We start from the raw sequence: 20,846 nt of genomic DNA, 5'->3' as shown, positions 1-20,846 counted from the left end.
TTTCATCACTAAGCCCTTTTTACCACCAGGCTACTGTTATCAAAAAACTTTATTTATCAAAATAACAGCAGTCTACCACTAGCATCGACTCACTGAGTTTTGCTGTCATTTACTGTCGGCATCACTTCCAGTACATTTTCAGCTTTTTCTTTCGCCATTCGCTTCGCGTAGTGTTGTGCCAGTACCGCACAGACCATCAATTGAATCTGATGGAATATCATTAGTGGCAATACCATTACGCCTACTACCGAGGCAGGAAACAACACGTTAGCCATCGGAATACCGTTCGCCAAACTTTTCTTCGAACCACAGAACACGATGGTAATCTCATCAGCGGTATTAAAGCCCAGCCAACGGGCGGCCAGAGTATTAACCACCAATACCACCGTCAGTAATACCATTGAACAGACTGATATGGCCAAAAGTGACCAGCCGTCTATTTGACTCCAAATCCCCTGAACGACCGCTTCGCTGAACGCTACATAAACCACCAACAAAATAGATGACCGGTCAGTGATATTGACCAGTTTTTTGTGCTGTTCAACCCATTTAGCAATCAGTGGCCGCGATAGATGCCCCACAACAAACGGTACCATCAATTGCATAATGATGGAGCCGATAGCATGTAAGGTATCGGTATCACCGCCCTGTGTCTGCATCAACATGCCGACTAAAATGGGTGACAGGAAAACCCCAAGAATACTGGATGCCGATGCGCTACAGATAGCCGCCGCAACATTCCCCCCGGCGACCGAGGTATACGCAATCGCCGACTGGACCGTTGCAGGTAATGCACAAAGATAGAGAAACCCTAAATATAGCGTAGGTGTTAACACATTGGGCACCAGTACATTCATTCCCAATCCTAATAGGGGAAATAGTGCAAAAGTACTGAGAAAAACCACCAAATGCAGCTTCCAATGCCCCATCCCTGTCATTATCGCCGCACGCGATAACTTGGCACCGTGCATAAAGAACAACAAAGCAATGGCGGCGGTCGTCAGCCTTTCAAACCACACTTTGGCTTCCCCTTCACAAGGGAAGATAGAGGCGATAATCACCACCAGTATCAGCACTAACAAAAACTTATCTATCTGTAAGCGTTGTAACCATGACATCCACTGTATTCCTTCAACCCAATATATTTACCCAATCAATAGTATTTTTTAATCAAAAGTACTTATTTAGACCAATAGCTCTACTTTAAACCAATGGTTTTTCTTTAAACCAATGGCTTTTCTTTAAACTAATAGAAAACTCTGGGCCACGTAAATTGTTCCCAGAGAGATATCTTTACCCTTGCTACGCCCCATTAGAGCGGGATAAATATCAATTTTTAGCAATTATCGGCAGTGCTTTTTTCTGTTGATCTGAAGCAATACCCAGCTCAATCAACTCCATGACTTTAATCGCTTCAGTGGCAGGGACCGGGTTAGGCGCAGTACCCCAAATAGCATCACGGATACCAGCATAGTACGCAGGATAATTACCTGGTAGCGTCAGTAGCGGTTTCTCGGTAAGCACATTATTATGTGACAGTGTCACAATACCATCACGCATATCGTAGCCCCAGTCAGCCTGTGGTAAACGCTCACCTGCTTTCAAGCGGTCTTCCTGTGGATCCACACCAAACTTGATATAGCTGCCCTGCGTACCGTGAACAATATAACGCGCCGTTTCTGCCGCAGCCAATACCGTGCTATGCAGTACAACGCGTTGCCCTGGATAGCTGAGAACCGCGTGGAAATAGTCAACAGATTGAGACCCTGGGCGCAACATGCCCAGATCGACATTCAACGTTTCTGGCAAACCAAACAGTTGCAACGCCTGATCCAGTAAATGTGGCCCTAAATCATACCAGATCCCTCCTCCTGCACCGGCTTGTTCGCGCCAGCGTTGGCGGATTTCCGGGCGATAGCGATCAAAGTGAGATTCGAAATAGACAACGTTCCCCAGCGAGCCTTCGGCCAATAATGTTTTTAACGTCAGAAAGTCACTGTCCCAACGGCGATTGTGGAATACCGATAACAGTAAATCTGCATCATCAGCTTGCTCTTTTAACGCGTTTGCTTGTGACAGCGTCACGGTAAAGGGTTTATCAACCACCACATGTTTACCGGCAGCCAGGGCGCTTTGAGCTAATGGAAAGTGGGTATCATTGGGAGTGGGAATAACAATGAGATCGATAGAAGGATCATTGAATAACACCTGTGGGTCAGATACTACCGGTATTGCAGGCCAATCGGCATGCACTTTACTGGCATCACTGCTGGATACCCCGGCCAGCTCTAAGCCCGGCGTGCCCATAATTAACGGCGCATGAAACGTTTTACTGGCATAACCGTAGCCCAGTAAACCTACTTTTATCTTTTCAGCCATTACCTTTCCTCTTACCCAGAATACCCGCTATTTGATATCGCAATTAGATATCACACGATTAATCGATTTGACACTATGATGAATCCAGGGACAAGGAGTAATTTCTGCTTAACCGTAACGGGCGGGATTAAACCCGCACCAATGCCCCCTGATTATCCTGCCAGTCCGCTGGACAAAAACTACGTTGTGGATAGTTAGTTTCGATACTGCGCCGCCTGAAATCGCTGGGGCTGACGCCCACTCGTTTGCGGAAAACACGGGAAAAATAGAGTTGGTCATCATAGCCTACCACCCGGCCAATGGTCGCAATGGGCTCTTGGGTCGTTTGCAGTAATAATTTCGCCCGGATCACCCGCTGATCCTCGCGCCAACGTAATATATTAATGCCAACCTGTTCACGGAATAAATGAGCTAAACGTGATGGTGATAGGCAAACATGGCGGGCAACTTCATCAATACGTAACTCCCCCGCCAGATTTCCGGTAATAAACTGACAAGCCTCAATAATACGTGAGTCCATAATACGTTGTGGACTGAGTGGATCTTCTTCCATTGCCCGTAGCAGTAACCGCTCGAGCAAATTCATACCCAACTCTTCACCAAAGCGCCGCCCCGATTTTTGTGTCTGCTCAATATTGGCAAACAAACGGTCAAACTCCAGCAGTAAATTATTGTTAGGTAAAGATAAACGCCCTACTTCATGGGTTTTGCTGTGCCATTCCAACCAATCGGCCCAATAAGCCCGTGGCCGGAAATAGACCCAGCGGTGATACCAGCAATCACTATTCGGTGAACGGCCATAATGGTGAGGCGACTTAGGTGGAAACAACAGTAAATCACCAGGATTACTGTAGATGGTATTTTCACCATCGAAAATCTTCCCCTGCCCCTTAATGGTCAAATTCAGAATATATCCTTTCATACCGCCAGGCCGATCAATGAAGAAATCGAGTGGGCCGTCAGCCAGAATCGGGGTTAATCCTGCTACCAGATAGGCATTGAACGTGTAGCCTGGCAGCAAAGGATTGGGTTGCGGTTCCTGAACCATACGTTGGTACATCTTGGCTCCTCGGTTTCATATAATCAGTTTTATACAGTCAGTTTTATATAATCAGGCTCACGTCAGGGGCTTGGGTGAGTAAAAGCCACTCACTGCGTTATCCATTAACCTCTTTCAGTTTATCGGGCAGATGTCATGCTGCCCGATCGTGATGCCAAAATTGTGAACCACATAGATTTTATGGACGTTTCAGTCACCGTAATCTTATATCGTCCGTTTAGCCAACTGTTTGTAACGGTCAAAGATAACCGCCGCCAGCAGGATCAAACCGCGAACCACATATTGTGAAAACGGGGAAATATTTAACAGGTTCATGGCATTTTCTACTGTTCCCAGAATCAAGATCCCCGCAATGACGTAAGAGATTTTACCGATGCCACCTTTTAGTGATACCCCGCCTAATACGCAGGCAGAGATAACAATGAGTTCATAACCAATCGAGGTCATTGGCTGGCCACTGGTCATCCGTGAGGCCAAAATAATCCCTGCGGCAGCAGACACCAAACCTGACAGCACAAAAATAATGATTTTGGTTCGTACTACCGGTACACCGGCCAGACGCGCAGCATCTTCATTCCCCCCAATCGCCAACGTGTTACGACCAAACGTGGTTTTATTCAGTAAGAAACCAAACAACACCAAGCAGGCAACGGTGATCCAAATAGGTGCAGGCAGACCAAACCAGTTGGTATAACCCAAAGCAAAGAAACGCTCATCTTCGATACCCACAGCTTTACCATCGGAGATGATATATGCCAGGCCACGGACAATTTGCATCGTCGCTAATGTGGTGATCAGCGCATTGATTTTTAGCCGGGCAATCACAAAACCATTAATTAGCCCACATGCCGCACCTAATAACAAACCTGCGCCCACCCCTATCCATAGGCTCTCTGTCATATTGATCACCACCGCAGTGGTAACACCGGCACAGGCAATTACTGAGGCGACGGAGAGGTCAAAATCGCCGGATGCCAAACAAAAAAGCATACCGCACGCCACCATCCCAGACATTGAGATAGCCAGCCCCAACCCTTTCATATTGATAAAGGAGCCAAAATTAGGCACAAAAATCACGCAACCAATAAAGACCACGGCGAAAACCACCAGCATGCCGTAACTGTCCCAGATACGGGATAATCCTAAGCCACTTTTAGTCGGCGCATTCTGTGGTTGCTGAGGTTGTGGGCTCCCACCTTTTAATTCAGTTGATGCCGGGTTCTTTTTATCAGAACTCAAAGTAACGCTAGACATGGTTAACTCCTTCACAGTCAGGCAACCGCAGACGCGGTATTGATGGCAATATTCGGGGTGCGTAACATTGCCAGACTTAAGGCTTGCTCTTCAGTGGCATATCCATGGTCTAGCTCACCAGAGATAGCGCCCTCACGCATCACCACAATACGATCTGCCAGCCCAAGCACTTCCGGCAAATCACTGGAAGCAAACAGCACCGCAATGCCCTGTTTCGCCAGTTGATAAATCACGTTATAGATTTCATGTTTAGCCCCGACGTCAATACCACGGGTCGGTTCATCCAACAGGATCACTTTCATGTCCTCGGACAACCAGCGTCCTAAAATGGCTTTCTGCTGATTCCCCCCGGATAGATTCATAATGAGTTGTTGGGGGCCTGGCGTTTTAATATTCAGAGACTGAATACGCAGCAACGCATTCTCCGCTTCCCAGCGGTTGTTAATCAGACAGCCTGCGGTTAATGTTTTGCGGCGGGCACTGATATTGATATTGTCCTGTACCGAGTGAACAGGAATGATGCCATCCGCTTTTCGATCTTCTGGACACAACATGATCCCAGCAGAAATAGCGTCAATCGGTGAACGGATAGTCAGCGGTTGGCCATCAAGCAAGAGTTTCCCACTGGTCAGTTTGGTGTCACCAAACAGCCCCTTGAGCAGTTCACTACGCCCGGCCCCCACTAACCCAAACAGCCCCACAATTTCCCCTTGGTGTACAGTCAAGCTGATCGGCGAGGCCACACCGATGGCCTTCACCGCTTGTAGCGTTAAGCGTTCAGAACCTATCTCACGGGGCTGATAGCCATAGATATCCCCTAAATTACGCCCTACCATAGCTTGCACCAGTGACGCATTATTCACTTGGGTCATATCATCAAACGTACGAACATAGCGGCCATCTTTAAACACCGTAATAGCATCACTCAGGGCAAAGATTTCTTCCATACGGTGGGAGACATACAAGATGACCCGCCCTTCGGCCCGCAACTCGCGGATCACGCGGAACAGTTGCTCAATTTCTCGGGCAGAGAGCGAACTGGTGGGTTCATCAAAGGCAATTATTTTTGCATTGCGGGCTAATGCTTTGGCAATCTCTACCATCTGCCATTGGCCGATGGAGAGATATTTCAGTGGGGTATCGGGATCAATGTTCAACCCCAGATGTGATAGCTGTATGCGAGATTCATAGCGCAGTAATTTTCGATCAACCATACCCATCTTGGTGGGTAATTGGCCCAGATAGATGTTTTCTGCCACTGTCATTTCAGGCACCAAATGCAGTTCCTGATAAATGATCGCCACGCCAGCATCCAACGCATCCGTAGTATTGGTAAAGTTAACGGCTTTCCCTCTAATATGGATTTCACCCTGTGTCGGGATGTAGTTACCACTGAGGATCTTTAACAGGGTTGATTTCCCCGCGCCATTCTCGCCCATCAGCGCATGGATCTGGCCCGCCTGACAGGTGAAACTGATATCATCCAGCGCCAGAACACCGGGGAAACTTTTTCCTATGCCACGAAAAGCCAGATAAGGTGACTGTGCGGCTTCCAACTCGGCTTGTAACGCAGAATGGGGTGCTGACATGATGGCTTCCTTATAAAGTTTGGGTTGCACCGAACCACCCGTAGGGTATTGGGGCAAGCCGTAGCCTGCCCCCAGTGCGCCATAGCGTGTATCGGGATTACAATAAGCCTTTCTTCTCTAACTCGGCTTTGAAGTTATCCCGAGTGATCAACACCACATCAGTGACTTCAGTAAATTTTGCGGGTTCTACATCTTTAGTGACCCAGTCATGCAGCATCTGAATACTTTTATAACCATGGATATCTGGGCTAGGTAATAAAGAACCATAGAAACCCGTCGCCTGGCCTTTGGACAACTCACTCACTGCATCAACACCGTTGATACCAATGCCAATAACATTCGGTGCTTTAAAACCTTGGCCTTCGGTTGCACGCACGCCACCCAATACGGTGTTATCGTTCATGCCGACAATCAGCCAATTTTTCACTTCTGGGTGCTGTACTAGCATGGAGTTAGCGGCATCAAATGCGCCGGGGATATCATTAGATTTAGTCGGAACTTTATAGATTTGTTTTTCCGGGAAGCCGGAAGCTTGCAACGCCGCCATTGAGCCGCCGGTACGACGACGTGCGGTATCCAATTCATCAGAAGTGATTGCCATTACTGCTGTTTCAGCGGGTTGCCAACCCCGTTTGTTCATCTCTTTCCACAACTCCTGCCCCTGACGTTCGCCAATTTTAGTGGCTGCCATCATCACCAGTGGAACACTCTCCATCGGTTTGCCTTTGGCATTCACAAATTGGTCATCAACGGCAATCACTTTCAGGTTATAACTGCGCGCCTTTGCTTCAATGGCAGGCCCCAGCTTTGGATCTGGTGTACAAATAACGAAACCTTGGGCGCCACTGGCCGCCAGGCTGTCGATGGCGTTCAGGGTTTTCTCTCCATCGGGTACGGCAATTTTGATCACTTCAAAACCTAAATCCTTACCCGCTTTATCAGCGAACTTCCATTCAGTCTGGAACCAAGGTTCTTCAGGTTGCTTAACCAGAAACCCCAGTTTCATACTTTCGGCAATAGCTGAATGTGACATAACCGCCGCTAACCCGACTACTGCCAGCGCCTTAGTTAATTTATGCATAGTATTCTCCAGACTGTTTTTATGATTCTTGTTTATTTAATCGCTAGTCACTCATATTGAAATAAATGAGTGGAAACGTTATCAGTAGAGTTTTTTCAGTTCAGTGTGGCCGGGTGCTTTATTTAAAGCCGTATCACCACACCACATCGTGTAAGACGAAGACAGTTTTAGCGTTAATTAGACTTCAGAATGTAGAGCGCTATCACATCCAGAGATTACAGTTTGTTTATCCATATATTCAGCAAATTTAACCTCGCTCTAACTTTTGACTGACATCACAAAAACATACCAACAAGCAGAAAAGTGCATACTTCCAGCTATTGGCTCCTCACGTTTCCCCTCGGCTCACTCTTATGGTTATTGCCAATGAATTCCTGTTTTTTTTGCATGATTAGGAGCAACCACCATGACAGGCAACGTGATATCGGCAGACGGTGCTATAGCTCTCGGGTTGGATTTCGGCAGCGATTCCGTCCGTGTATTGGCGGTAGATTGTCAACATGGCACTGAGATCGATACTGAAGTGGTTTACTACCCACGTTGGGAGAAAGGCCTTTATTGTCAGGCCGCACAAAACCAGTTCCGCCACCATCCTCTCGATTATATTGAAGCGATGGAACAGGCCATCCGGCAGATGGTCAATCGCCTGTCAGAAGAACAACGTCAACATATTGTGGGTATTGGTGTCGACTCTACTGGATCGACGCCAGCGCCGATTGATGAGCAAGGTCAGGTATTAGCTCTGCGCCCGGATTTTGCAGATAACCCCAATGCCATGTTTGTATTGTGGAAAGACCACACTGCAATTGAGGAAGCCGAAGAAATTAACCGTTTATGCCGTAGCGGTGAATTTGTGGACTATTCACGCTATATCGGTGGGGTTTACTCCTCTGAGTGGTTCTGGGCAAAAATTCTACATATCACCCGTGCTGATGTTGCTGTTCGTGAGGCGGCAGTGTCATGGATTGAACTGTGTGACTGGATACCGGCCCTCTTGTCTGGTACCACCGCACCACAGGATATCCAGCGTGGCCGTTGCAGCGCCGGACATAAAAGTTTATGGCACCCATCATGGGGCGGATTACCCCCACGAGCGTTCCTCGCGGCATTGGATACCAGCCTGGTTAATGATCTCAATTACCCAATGTTTACTGATACCTACACCGCCGAACGCCCGGTAGGCCAGATCACCGCCGAGTGGGCTGAGCGTCTGGGCTTGCCAGCGACGGTGATCCTTTCTGGCGGAGCATTTGATTGTCATATGGGTGCGGTGGGAGCTGGTGCTCAACCTTATACATTGGTCAAAGTCATTGGCACGTCCACTTGCGATATCTTGATTGCCGATGACCAACGGGTGGGTGATCGGGCTATCGCGGGTATCTGTGGTCAGGTCGAGGGCAGTGTATTGCCGGGTTGGATTGGAATGGAAGCGGGCCAATCTGCATTCGGTGATATGTATGCATGGTTCAGCAACTTATTGAGTTGGCCATTGCATCAAGCGGCATTGATCCAACCCGAATGGCAGCCGCAGCTAAAACAGATCGAATCCAACCTACTCGCCTCATTGACCAGCGCATGGGCACAAAATCCGTCTCTCGATCATCTGCCCGTGGTATTGGATTGGTTTAACGGCCGCCGAACCCCGAATGCTAATCAGCGCTTAAAAGGGGTGATTACCGATCTAAATCTGGGTACCGATGCACCAACCCTGTTTGGTGGCTTTATCGCTGCGACCGCCTTTGGTGCCCGCGCCATTATGGAATGTTTTGAACAGCAAGATATCCCGGTTGAGAACGTGCTGGCATTGGGAGGGATTGCACGTAAGTCACCGGTGATCATGCAGGTTTGTGCTGATGTCATGAATCGTCCACTGCAGATTGTGGCATCTGACCAATGTTGTGCGCTGGGGGCGGCAATTTTTGCAGCCGTTGCCGCAGGGGCACACAATGATGTTCCCACCGCCCAACGCCACATGGCATGCAATATTGAGCGCACTCTGATTCCGGATCCCGTCCAGGTCGTGCGTTACCAACAACTTTATCAACGCTATCAACAGTGGTGTCATACGGCAGAGCCGCATTATGCGCCAGTTACCAAGGCAATTCACTGATATTGACAAGCAGTCTACCTTAACAACATTCACGATAACTGAATGTTTTATATAGAATAATCGTTTATTAAATGGAGTGGCAGATGGACGTATTCAAGCAATCAGAAGTGTGGTTTGTCATTGGTAGCCAGAATCTGTATGGCCCTAAAACCCTGCAACAAGTCATGGACAATGCGCATCAGGTGGTCAATAGCCTGAACAGCGAAGCCGGTTTACCCGTAAAACTGGTATTAAAACCGTTGGTTACAACACCGGATGAAATCACCGCATTATGTCGTGAAGCTAACTACGACACTGCCTGTATCGGTATCATGACCTGGCTGCACACCTTCTCTCCGGCCAAAATGTGGATTGGCGGTCTGAGTATTCTGAATAAACCGCTGTTACAGTTCCATACCCAGTTTAATGCCCAAATCCCGTGGGAAACGATGGATATGGACTTTATGAACCTAAACCAGACTGCACACGGCGGCCGCGAATTTGGTTTCATTGGTGCGCGTATGCGCCAGCAACACAGCGTGATAACTGGCCACTGGCAGGATAAAGAAGCCCACCAGCGCATTGGCCAGTGGATGCGAGTCGCTGCCGCAAAACAAGAAAGCCAGCAACTGAAAGTGGCGCGCTTTGGCGATAACATGCGTGAAGTCGCTGTAACTGAAGGGGATAAAATCGCTGCCCAGATCCAATTTGGCTATTCCGTTAATGCTTATGGCATTGGGGATTTAGTCGCCGTGGTCGACGCCGTCAGTAAAGGTGATATCAATACGCTGGTTGAAGAGTATGAGGCCACCTATCGCTTTACCGATGCGGTGAAACTCAATGGTGATAAGCGCGAAAACTTACTGGATGCAGCACGTATTGAGCTAGGTATGAAGCGTTTTCTGGAGCAAGGTGGCTTTAAAGCTTTCACCACTAACTTTGAAAACCTTTATGGTTTGAAGCAGTTACCTGGCCTGGCAGTCCAGCGACTCATGCAACAGGGTTACGGTTTTGGCGGCGAAGGCGACTGGAAAACCGCCGCATTACTGCGCATCTTAAAAGTGATGGGAACCGGCCTGAAAGGCGGTACTTCCTTTATGGAGGATTACACTTATAACTTCCAGCCAGGCAATGACTTAGTTGTTGGCTCCCACATGCTGGAAGTTTGCCCGTCGATCGCCAAAGAAGAGAAGCCCCTGCTGGATGTGCAACACCTTGGCATTGGAGGGAAAGCTGACCCTGCCCGTTTGATTTTCTCTACCCCCGCAGGCCCGGCCCTGAATGCCAGTTTGATCGATATGGGGAACCGTTTCCGCTTGCTGGTTAATGTGGTTGATACCGTTGAACAACCTCACCCATTACCAAAATTACCGGTTGCCCGGGCCATCTGGCAGGCACAGCCTTCACTGGCAACCGCAGCCGAAGCTTGGATCATTGCAGGCGGCGCACATCATACCGTGTTCTCACAAGCGGTGAGCGTGGATGAACTGCGTTTATATGCTGAAATGCACGGTATTGAATTCTTGTTGATCGACAATGACACGACGTTACCGATGTTTAAAAATGAAATCCGCTGGAACGAAGTGTACTACCAGCTCAATCGCTAATGTCGCTGGGCACAATTCTTAGTATTAAAAAATTTCAGTATTATAGAGACCCCCTCAGAGGCCTGTTGGCCCCTGAGGTTGATGACAATACGTTAATAACAATACTTTAATAACTATGTTACCCCCTTCAATACCGGTGAGTCTTACTACTCTTTACCCTTACTACTCTGTCTGCTGTTGCCACAGGCGCGCGTAATTCCCACCACTCGCGATCAAGACCTCATGACTACCTTGCTCCGCGACTTGCCCATCTTTTAGTAACAAAATGCGGTGGCACTGACGTAGTGTATTCAAACGGTGTGCAATGCAGATAACCGTGCGGTTACGGGTAATTTCAGGTAATTGGCGCATGATCGCCGCCTCCGATTCATAATCCAACGCACTGGTTGCTTCATCAAGGATAAGAATTTTGGGATCAGCCATCAGCGCCCTTGCCAGTGCAATGCGCTGACGTTGCCCGCCAGAAAGCAGCCCCCCCTTTTCGCCCACCTGAGTTTGATAACCTTGCTGCAACGCGATAATAAAATCATGCGCTCCAGCCAACCGTGCGATATGTATCACATGCGCCTCATCAGCATTGGGCCGACACTGACAAATATTGTCCCGAATGCTGCCCGAAAACAGTACGCTTTCCTGCAATACCACACTCATTCGACGACGTAGCATGGTAGGGTCGGTAATCGCTAAATCCTGTCCATCAACCATAATCTGCCCATGTTGTGGTGTATATAAGCGCTGCACTAGCTTGGTCAGTGTCGATTTCCCGCACCCTGATGGCCCTGTAATACCAATAAACTCCCCACCCGCGATCTCCAGATTCAGATTTTGAAAAACCTCTGCGGTATCAGGCCGATAACGGAAGCGTACCTGCTTAAAACTTAAGCTCCCTCCCCGTTTACAGTTTGAAACCAGCCCGGCACTACCGGGTTCAAGGGGGGTATCCAGAATGGTACCAATCCGTTCCAGCGCAATCTGTGTATGTTGGAAGTCTTGCCATGCCTGAGCCAATCGCAAGATCGGTTGGGTAACGTAGCCGGCAAACATATTAAACGCCACCAATTCACCAGGGCTGAGCTTTCCAGCCAATACGAGAGTTACACCAAACCACAACAGAATGGCTGACGTTATTTTATTAATAAGCGAAATCCCTTGGCCAGCCAAGTTTCCTGCCTGCGAACAACCAAAAGAAGCCCGTACATAGCGTGCCAATACTTGACGCCAACGCCGATTAAACTGACTTTCGGTTGCCGAAGTTTTGATGGTTTCTACGCCGCTTATCGCCTCAGTCAGGAACGAGGTTGCCTGCGCACTGGTTTCATATTGCTGCCCCACCCGCTTACGTAACAGCCCCCCAACCGCTGACCAAAAGAGCAGATAACAGAGCAGAGAAATCAATACAATCCCTGTCAATTGGCCACTGTAGCGAAACATCACGGCAATAAAGGTGATGACAAAAAACAGATCTAACACCATAGTCAGGGCTGAGCCAGTAAGGAAGCTGCGAATTTGCTCCATTTCTCGCATCTTGGCGATAGTCTGCCCTGTCTGTTGACCGGTAAAATACCCCAGTGGCAGCCCCAGAAGATGCCGATATAACTGCGTATTGAGTTCAGCCCCCACCCTGCTGGACAAGTGTGCAAACAGCCAGCCACGTAATAAGGTATACCCCGGTTCAGCAATCGCCAGTGCTATCATGGCCCCGCCTAGAACCACCAAACTATCTACCCCGCGGCTCACCAACACTTTATCGATAACGGTTTCAAACAGCATTGGTGTGACGAGCAAAATGGCTTGTAGCAGTAATGAGACAAGAATAATGTTACGTAGCTGATGCCGGTACTTCATCACCACCGGAATAAACCAGCTAAAACCGAAAAACTGCTTTTTGGCCGTTATCGATTCAGCCTTCGCCAGCAAAATCACCTCATTGCGCCACAATTTAGCAAGTGCTTCTGGACTTATTTTCTGTGTCTGGTCGCTGCCAGCAAAATAGACCGTAGCCTCCAGTGCGGTCAGAGACAGCAAAACATACCACTGAGCACCATCACTGAATAAAACGGGTAATGCCAGCTTTCCCACACGTTCAAAAGGCTGATTAACTTGCCTCGCTCGCAGCCCGATCCAAGCAGCACAGCGGCACAAGGCAATGCTATCTATCTCATCGGGAGCTAAGCCTAATTGGTGCGTCAATTGCGAAGCTTCGATGGTTAAATCAAAGCAGGTAGCAGCACACGCCAACGCCGCCAACGGCTGAATAATCTTGGCGGCCTCGGCGGTCAGAGTTGAATAAGACTCCATCATGTTAGCGCTCCCTCATAGCTTCAGATTGATATTGCTGCAATGGACTCAGCAGATAATCAATGACCCGACGGCGACCTGTTTTAATTTCCGCATTGATGGCCATCCCCGCAGACAACCGTACCGGTTTACCCTCCACCGTCAGGGTATCGCTGAGTAAGCGGATACGCGCTGGAAATACCAGCCCCCGCTGTTGATCTTCCATCGCATCACGGGAAATATGTTTTACTTCCCCGGATAACGTGCCGAAGCGGGTATAAGGGAAGCTGTCAACTTTGATTTCCACCGCCTGACCTGGCAGGACGAACCCCACATCTTTATTGAGGATCATGACATCAAGCTCCAACTGATAATCTTCTGGAACCAGTACCATCAAAGGCTGCGCGGTGGTGACCACCCCCCCTAATGTATGAACGGCTAATTGCTGAATAACACCAGCCACCGGTGCTCTTAGGGTTTGCTGGCGTTGTTTATCCATCATTTTGATTTGCTCTTGCTGAAGCTGATGAATAACTTCGTGGGTTTTATTCAATCGTTCCCGATTATCACGGTCTGTCTTTGCCAGATAATGCATACGGGTTTGCGCCAAACTGTATGCCTTAGCCCGTAAAATAACTTGTTCACTCTGCAAACGGTTGGCTTCAGCCGTTGCGGTTAACCATTCCCGCTCCTGTACCAGAAGTTCGACCTCGGCAATTGACTTAGATTTAGCCAACGTCCGCGACGCGTGTAACCGCTGATGAATATTTTTCAGTAATGCTTTTTGATGAGAGTTGTGCTCAATTCCGGCCTGAAGATGTGCCTGATTCACCGCCAGTTCGCTATCCTGACGTGATAATTCAGCTGTTACCTCGGCATATTCTTTTGCCAATAATGCACTGGATGCCACCACCAGAGATTCTGGGCTGTCATAAGGCGGTTTGAAATTTTTTAGCGGATCATCAGTCAGGAGAGCAGCTAACCGGGCGGCCTCCAACTGACGATATTGTAGTTGTTGATTGATATTGCGTACTTCGGCATCAATGCCAATAGGGTTTAACGCAATAAGCGCCTGCCCTGCATCAACCATATCCCCTTCTCGAACATTAATTTCCGTCACCACACCAGGCTCCGCTGGTTGGATAATTTTGGAGTGCTCCGCGACAATCACTTTGCCGCTGGCTGAGGCATGGATATCAAGCTTTCCAATAATCGCCCATAGCAATACCAGCAATAATGTCAGTATGAGTAACCACGCTGTACGACGAGCTAATGGGGCGATCGGGCGCTCGACAATCTCCAGATAAGCAGGTAGAAAATCATATTCATCACGGGTACGCGCAGTGGTAAAACAACGCTGCCAGCGGTTTTTTATATACTGAATAAACGCAGACATAATATTTATTTTATTTCCCCGTGGTTAAAGTGGGCTTGTTTTGGTGAAAGTGAACTTGTTGTTGCCAAAGCCGAGCGTAACTGCCGTTTAATTGCAGTAATTCATCATGGCTGGCAAGTTCGGTGACGCGGCCTTGTGTTATCACAGCAATACGGTGGCAGTGGCGAACGGTCGATAGGCGGTGGGCAATCGTAATGACCGTGCGATTGGCGATAATGCGGGCCATGTTTTTCTGAATCTCCGTCTGAGACTCATCATCCAGTGCGCTGGTCGCTTCATCAAAAATTAAGATACGGGGGTTGGCGAGCAAAGTACGAGCAATGGCAATACGTTGACGTTGCCCGCCAGACAAAGAGGCCCCCCCTTCAGACAAGACCGTGTCATACCCTAAAGGCAACGCCAAAATAAAGGCATTAGCGCCAGCTAAACTGGCGGCATTGACCACCTCAGCCAATGTGGCTGTTGGTCGTGAATGGGCAATATTTTCTCGCACGGTGCAGTTAAACAGGTAGCTTTCCTGCATCACCACTCCCACTTGCTGACGTAAATATGCTGGTGATAAATGGTTGATCGGGCAACCATCTATCGTAATGGTCCCTTGTTCGGTGTTATAGAGCCGTTGTAATAACCGGGCTACGGTACTTTTCCCCGAGCCAGACGGCCCCACCAACCCGATATGTTCACCCGCGTGGATAGATAAGGTTAAATCATGTAAGACAGGCTCAAGATCAGGACGATAACGGAATACCACATTTTTTAGCCGTATATTGCCGTTAATCGCAGGATACGAGGCCGCCGGATCTGCCGCGGGTTCAACCGGTAAGCTTAGAATGTCTGATATTAATTTCAGCCCAACCTGAGCACGGATACTCTGCTGCCATAAATCAACCAGTTTACTCATCGGCATTAATGCCTGTAGTGCCAACATATTAAATGCAATCAACTGACCAATACTGAGCTGTACAGACATAACTTGATACGCGCCCATCACGATCACTAATGCACCAGCCACCTTCTGCAAGAGTTGAGACGCTTGGCTACTGAGATTTTGTAAATTTTGCACCTGAAAATTAGCCTGAGCAAAATCACGGGTTTGTCTTTCCCAACGCTGGCGCATCCGTGGCTCTAGCGCCAAACTTTTTACGGTTTCCACCCCAGATACCGTTTCAGTCAAAAACGCGCCGTTTTGTGCGGCAAAACTACAGAGAGCCTCCACTTTTTTTTGTAGCGGCCGAGTTGTCATCCCGGCTAATAATAAATAAAAAGGCAACGTACTCAGTATTATTAAGGTTAATAACGGGGATATACACCACATAACAATAAACAACACGAGGGTAAAAACCACATCAACACATAATGTCAAGGCTGACCCCGTGATGAAATCACGGACATTATCTAATTCACGGACTCTGGCAACAATATTACCGACATGGCGTTGTTTAAAGTAACTTAACGGCAACCTGATTAAATGTTGAAATAACTTCCCGCCTAATAATATATCTACTCGCGTTGTCGTATGCATGAAGATATATTCTCGCAAGCCTTTTAATATAACTTCATACACCCCAACAATAACTAAGATGATGATTAACACTTCCAGTGTGGTTAATGCATGATGAACGAGGACTTTGTCCATGATAACTTGAAAAAAGAGAGGGGAGATCAAGGCCAGGAATTGAAGCAACAATGATAACAGTAGGACTTGCATTAACGGCTTACGATGGCGACGTAGTGGCGGGATAAACCAGCGAATATCAAAGCGTGAATGGCTACAGCATAAGACCAACCCACCCCACACCTCACTAAGAAATTGATAACTTACAACTTGTGGCTTTTCACTATCTGCATATTGTAATAACACTTGTTGTTCATTCATCCGTGCCAGCAAGATGAAATTCCCCTGACGGTCACGAAATGCCAACGGTAACTGCTCCGGCCTTATTTTCTCCAATGCTTGCTTACGTATTTTAAAACGGACAGAAGCCGTTTGTGAAAATTGAACGATATAATACCGTAGAGACACTAACGTTGTTTTTACTGAGATATCGATGGCGGCCTTCTGACTAAATTTTTCAATATCCATTGGATTTAATCCGGCCAGACGAATCAATCTGGACGCACATATCAACGCTGAATAAACATGATTTTCCATGAAATAGACTACCTGCTATTGGGACGTTTTATTATTGGGGCACTCTGTTATTGAGGTATCCGGTTACTGTGAAAGTAATTTTCCGAATATTAATCAGAGCAATTTAATGCGTATATTACCGTATAAAATATAAATATTGTTTAATCACTAAGGATTTGTAATATTTATTATTCTGCCCTCCTTTCATTAAATTTAAAAACACCTTAATAAAAAAGAAATATTTAAAGATTACCGTTTAAGAGCGAGTCATCGGGCTGTCAACCGCTTGAGTTTATTCTCTAGCGCTACCCTCTCTGCTTTACTCGATTTGTCCGTATTGGCACTGGCAACACCATGGTCGTGCCAACGTTTTACCTATGGCTATGTCGATATAAATGACGAAGAGCACTAAGCCAGGAGAATATAAAGAGGTTATAATATCTTATTACTGAATACCTCTGATTAGCAGATTAAAAGGTTTATTATGTCTCAACCGCAAGAATATCAACGCATTGGCGGCTGGTTGTTAGCCCCACTGGCCTATTTGATCGTGACACTGCTCAGCGCCAGCCTGATGCTGGTCCTGTACGCCATGGCGATTACGACACCGGCATCCAGAGAATATTTGGTGACTAACACGCAAGCTTTTACGCTGCAATGGTACTTTTCCGTAGTAACAACGCTGGTCATGTGGCTTTACACGCTGTGGATTGTTTGGCTATTTTGTAGCCGTTCGCGCCGTTTTCCTAAGTTGTTCATTCTGTGGTTACTGCTTACGGTGTTACTGGCGTTGAAGGCATTTGCTTTCTCACCAATCCCTGATGAAATTGCGTTAAAAACGCTGGGGTGGCCGCTGTTAGCCGCGGCTATTTTTGTTCCTTACATCAAACGTTCACAGCGCGTAAAATACACTTTTACCGAACGCTGAAGTGATTGCGCACGATTTCCCCCCCAAATAAGGGGAAAATCGCAATAACCCTGCATTTCATCTGTTGTCGTCGGGCCGTCAATTTTGGATAATAGGCGGCTTTTATTTTTTAGGTCCCACAATGCAATGACTGAATACCTGCTCCTCTTTGTCGGCACAGTTTTGGTAAATAACTTTGTTCTGGTCAAGTTTCTTGGCCTGTGCCCGTTTATGGGCGTCTCTAAAAAACTGGAAACCGCCATTGGTATGGGTCTGGCGACCACTTTCGTGCTGACGTTGGCATCGGTTTGCGCCTGGATGGTCAATAGCTTTATTTTGCTACCACTTGGTCTGGTTTATTTGCGAACACTGGCCTTTATTTTAGTTATCGCTGTCGTGGTGCAATTCACCGAATTGGTGGTTCGCAAAACCAGCCCGACGCTTTATCGCTTGCTGGGCATCTTTCTCCCATTGATCACCACTAACTGTGCTGTTTTAGGGGTTGCTCTACTCAATGTGAATCAGTCACATAATTTCATGCAATCCGCAGTCTATGGTTTTAGTGCTGCTGCGGGTTTCTCTTTGGTAATGGTGTTATTTGCCGCTATTCGCGAGCGCCTGGCCGTGGCGGATGTCCCTGCGCCCTTCCGTGGGTCCTCTATCGCGTTGATCACTGCAGGGCTGATGTCTCTGGCCTTTATGGGCTTTACCGGTTTGGTGAAGTTCTAATGATGTCTTTATGGATCGCCATCGGTGCACTCAGTACACTGGCGCTAGTCTCCGGCGTGGTGCTCGGCTTCGCTGCTCGTCGCTTCCAAGTTGATGAAGACCCTGTCGTCGAGCAAGTGGATGCCATTTTGCCACAGAGCCAATGTGGGCAATGCGGCTACCCTGGTTGCCGGCCCTATGCCGAGGCAGTTTCTACTGGCGGTGAAAAAATCAACAAGTGCGCGCCGGGTGGCGAGCAGGTGATGTTGAAACTGGCCGAACTATTGGCGGTCGAGCCACAGCCGTTGGATGGTGATGAAAGCGCTGCTCATCCACAACGTAAAGTGGCGTTTATCGATGAAGCAAACTGCATCGGTTGTACTAAATGTATTCAGGCCTGTCCGGTTGATGCCATTATCGGGGCGACACGGGCTATGCATACCGTATTATCTGATCTCTGCACCGGTTGCGACCTGTGTGTCGCCCCCTGCCCAACAGATTGTATTGAAATGATCCCGGTTGCTACCACCACCACCAACTGGAAATGGGATTTGAACACCATTCCGGTCAAAAATCTGCCCAATCAGTTGATCGCCTCACAAATGATTCCGGTAAAAATGATAGACGTGGAGCAACATGTTTAAGCTGTTTACTGCCCGCCAACATGACAAAATCTGGGATTTCGATGGCGGTATCCACCCTCCAGAAATGAAATTGCAATCAAGCACGGTACCCATGCGTATCGCGCCTTTGCCAGATCAATTAATTATCCCTTTGCAACAGCACTTGGGGCCGGAGGGCGAACTGCGGGTACGGGCGGGTGAGCAAGTATTGAGGGGGCAATCACTGACTGTCGGCCGTGGACGTACAGTTCCAGTTCATGCCCCTACCTCAGGCACGATCACAGCGATTGCTCCACATACCACCGCCCATCCATCTGGCTTAGCTGAACTTTGCGTCTATATTACTCCTGATGGTGAGGACCGCTGGCGTGAACAGCAGCCATGGGATGACTATCAGCAGCGCGATAAAATGGCCATACTTGACCGCATTCATCAAGCGGGTATTGCCGGTTTAGGGGGCGCTGGTTTCCCAACGGCCAGTAAGCTGCAAGGGGGGGGGAATGGGATTATCACGTTAATCATCAACGCTGCGGAATGCGAACCCTATATCACGGCTGATGACCGTTTGATGCAAGAGCATGCTGACGAAGTCATAACGGGCATCCATATTTTACGGCATTTGCTGCAACCTCAGCAGGTGTTGATTGGGATAGAAGATAATAAGCCAGAAGCGATTGCGGCACTGCAACGGGCATTACGTGGGCAAGATGACATTCACTTACGTGTTGTACCCACCAAGTACCCATCAGGGGGAGCTAAGCAATTAACCAAGATTCTGACGGGCAAAGAAGTCCCCTTTGGCAAGCATTCGTCGTCCATTGGTGTATTAATGCAAAACGTCGGTACTGTCGTGGCTATCAAACGGGCAGTTATCGACGACGAGCCACTGATTGAGCGGGTGGTGACATTAACCGGTGATGCCCTATCATCGCCTGGAAACTTTTGGGCCAGAATCGGTACACCGGTACTGTATTTACTTAAATTGGCCGGTTTCCGGCCTCAGAACCCGCCAATGGTGATTATGGGGGGGCCGTTGATGGGCTTTACTTTGCCCAGTTTGGATGTCCCCATCGTTAAAATCAGTAACTGCATTTTAGCGCCCGCTGAAACGGAAATGGGCCTATCTGAACCAGAGCAATCCTGTATCCGTTGCGGTTTATGTGTTGACGCCTGCCCTGCCGGGTTATTGCCTCAACAACTCTACTGGTTTAGCCGTGGCGAAGAACACGAAAAGGCCCGCAATCATAATTTGTTCGATTGTATAGAATGCGGTGCCTGCGCCTATGTTTGCCCCAGTAATATTCCTCTGGTGCAATATTACCGGCAAGAAAAAGCAGAAATACGCGCCCTCGATCAGGAGAGTGCTCGTGCAGCCGAAGCTAAGGCACGATTTGAAGCGAAACAAGCCCGCCTGGCGCGAGAGAAGCTGGCCAGAGAATTGCGGCACAAACAAGCCGCTGTCAAATTGACCGATGCTGAACAACAAACGGTTAACGGTGCTATCAGTCGTTTGGCCCGTCAATCTGATGGCACAGATTCTGTTATCAATATTCCCGCAGGACAACTGCCGGATAACAGTGCAGTTATTGCCGCCCGTGAAGCCCGAAAAGCACAGGCCAGAGCACGGCAGGCAGAGAAGCAGCAGGCACTATCAACTGAAGAAACAACCGACGTTGTTGATCCTCGTCAGGCCGCAGTAGCCGCCGCTATTGCCAGAGTCAAAGCCAAGAAAGCAGCTCAGTCAC

16 protein-coding genes are annotated in these 20,846 nt (G+C 48.2%); 7 read left to right on the top strand and 9 right to left on the bottom strand.

The annotated features are described in order from the left end of the window. Nucleotides 1-89 precede the first annotated feature (89 nt). The 6 genes from AC971_RS05505 to AC971_RS05480 form a co-directional block, all read right to left on the bottom strand. Nucleotides 90-1,118, bottom strand: coding sequence for a bile acid:sodium symporter family protein (locus AC971_RS05505; RefSeq protein WP_025383916.1), 1,029 nt, complete (start codon nt 1,116-1,118; stop codon nt 90-92). A 211-nt stretch (nt 1,119-1,329) separates the two neighbouring features. After that, nucleotides 1,330-2,379: an oxidoreductase gene (locus AC971_RS05500; RefSeq protein ID WP_025383915.1), complete on the bottom strand. Its 1,050-nt coding sequence runs from the start codon at nt 2,377-2,379 to the stop codon at nt 1,330-1,332. A gap of 127 nt (nt 2,380-2,506) precedes the next feature. Then, a complete protein-coding gene (araC, locus tag AC971_RS05495) occupies nt 2,507-3,439 on the bottom strand; it encodes an arabinose operon transcriptional regulator AraC (RefSeq protein WP_025383914.1) in 933 nt (310 codons plus the stop codon). 204 nt (nt 3,440-3,643) lie between these two features. Further along, entirely contained in the window at nt 3,644-4,693 is a 1,050-nt protein-coding gene (araH, locus tag AC971_RS05490; RefSeq protein WP_025383913.1) for an L-arabinose ABC transporter permease AraH, read from the bottom strand. A gap of 17 nt (nt 4,694-4,710) precedes the next feature. Beyond that, nucleotides 4,711-6,282 carry an L-arabinose ABC transporter ATP-binding protein AraG gene (gene araG, locus AC971_RS05485; RefSeq protein WP_025383912.1) on the bottom strand — a complete coding sequence of 524 codons (1,572 nt, stop codon included), beginning with the start codon at nt 6,280-6,282 and terminating at the stop codon, nt 4,711-4,713. Nucleotides 6,283-6,379: 97 nt separating this feature from the next. Next, complete coding sequence (locus AC971_RS05480; RefSeq protein ID WP_002210589.1) at nt 6,380-7,363, bottom strand: arabinose ABC transporter substrate-binding protein; 984 nt, start codon at nt 7,361-7,363, stop codon at nt 6,380-6,382. 406 nt (nt 7,364-7,769) lie between these two features. Between AC971_RS05480 and AC971_RS05475 the strand changes: the two genes are divergently transcribed. Both AC971_RS05475 and araA read left to right on the top strand, forming a co-directional pair. Then, entirely contained in the window at nt 7,770-9,473 is a 1,704-nt protein-coding gene (locus tag AC971_RS05475) for a ribulokinase (RefSeq protein WP_025383911.1), read from the top strand. Between the two features lie 83 nt (nt 9,474-9,556). Next, nucleotides 9,557-11,059, top strand: coding sequence for an L-arabinose isomerase (araA, locus tag AC971_RS05470; protein ID WP_025383910.1), 1,503 nt, complete (start codon nt 9,557-9,559; stop codon nt 11,057-11,059). A 162-nt stretch (nt 11,060-11,221) separates the two neighbouring features. Here the strand turns inward: araA and AC971_RS05465 are convergent, their stop codons facing one another. Genes AC971_RS05465 through AC971_RS05455 form a run of 3 tightly spaced genes read right to left on the bottom strand, consistent with a single transcriptional unit; the run spans nt 11,222 to nt 16,884 of the window. Then, complete coding sequence (locus tag AC971_RS05465; RefSeq protein WP_025383909.1) at nt 11,222-13,360, bottom strand: type I secretion system permease/ATPase; 2,139 nt, start codon at nt 13,358-13,360, stop codon at nt 11,222-11,224. Between the two features lies 1 nt (nt 13,361). Next, nucleotides 13,362-14,732, bottom strand: a complete 1,371-nt coding sequence (locus AC971_RS05460) for an HlyD family type I secretion periplasmic adaptor subunit (RefSeq protein WP_025383908.1) — start codon at nt 14,730-14,732, stop codon at nt 13,362-13,364. A 10-nt stretch (nt 14,733-14,742) separates the two neighbouring features. Then, nucleotides 14,743-16,884: a peptidase domain-containing ABC transporter gene (locus tag AC971_RS05455; RefSeq protein WP_025383907.1), complete on the bottom strand. Its 2,142-nt coding sequence runs from the start codon at nt 16,882-16,884 to the stop codon at nt 14,743-14,745. A gap of 265 nt (nt 16,885-17,149) precedes the next feature. On the opposite strand from AC971_RS05455, the gene AC971_RS25485 reads away from it, so the two are divergent. From AC971_RS25485 to rsxC, 5 genes are all read left to right on the top strand, one after another. Then, on the top strand, nt 17,150-17,275 hold the full coding sequence (locus AC971_RS25485) for a hypothetical protein (RefSeq protein ID WP_258953818.1): 126 nt from the start codon (nt 17,150-17,152) through the stop codon (nt 17,273-17,275). Between the two features lie 72 nt (nt 17,276-17,347). Continuing rightward, nucleotides 17,348-17,791 (top strand): DUF2569 domain-containing protein, encoded by a 444-nt coding sequence (locus tag AC971_RS05450; RefSeq protein ID WP_025383906.1) that lies wholly within the window; start codon nt 17,348-17,350, stop codon nt 17,789-17,791. 126 nt (nt 17,792-17,917) lie between these two features. Continuing rightward, nucleotides 17,918-18,499 carry an electron transport complex subunit RsxA gene (rsxA, locus tag AC971_RS05445; protein ID WP_025383905.1) on the top strand — a complete coding sequence of 194 codons (582 nt, stop codon included), beginning with the start codon at nt 17,918-17,920 and terminating at the stop codon, nt 18,497-18,499. Next, nucleotides 18,499-19,122 (top strand): electron transport complex subunit RsxB, encoded by a 624-nt coding sequence (rsxB, locus tag AC971_RS05440; RefSeq protein ID WP_025383904.1) that lies wholly within the window; start codon nt 18,499-18,501, stop codon nt 19,120-19,122. Before rsxA ends, rsxB begins: the two co-directional genes overlap by 1 nt. Next, nucleotides 19,115-20,846: electron transport complex subunit RsxC (gene rsxC, locus AC971_RS05435; protein WP_053084909.1), on the top strand; the 1,732-nt coding region annotated here is incomplete at its 3' end. The genes rsxB and rsxC, both read left to right, overlap by 8 nt.

It is taken from the genome of Yersinia similis (assembly GCF_001053095.1).
GTDB classification, from domain to species: Bacteria; Pseudomonadota; Gammaproteobacteria; order Enterobacterales; family Enterobacteriaceae; genus Yersinia; species Yersinia similis.
The sequence above is the reverse complement of the archived record's forward strand: the minus strand, read 5'-3'. Positions and strand labels throughout refer to the sequence as shown.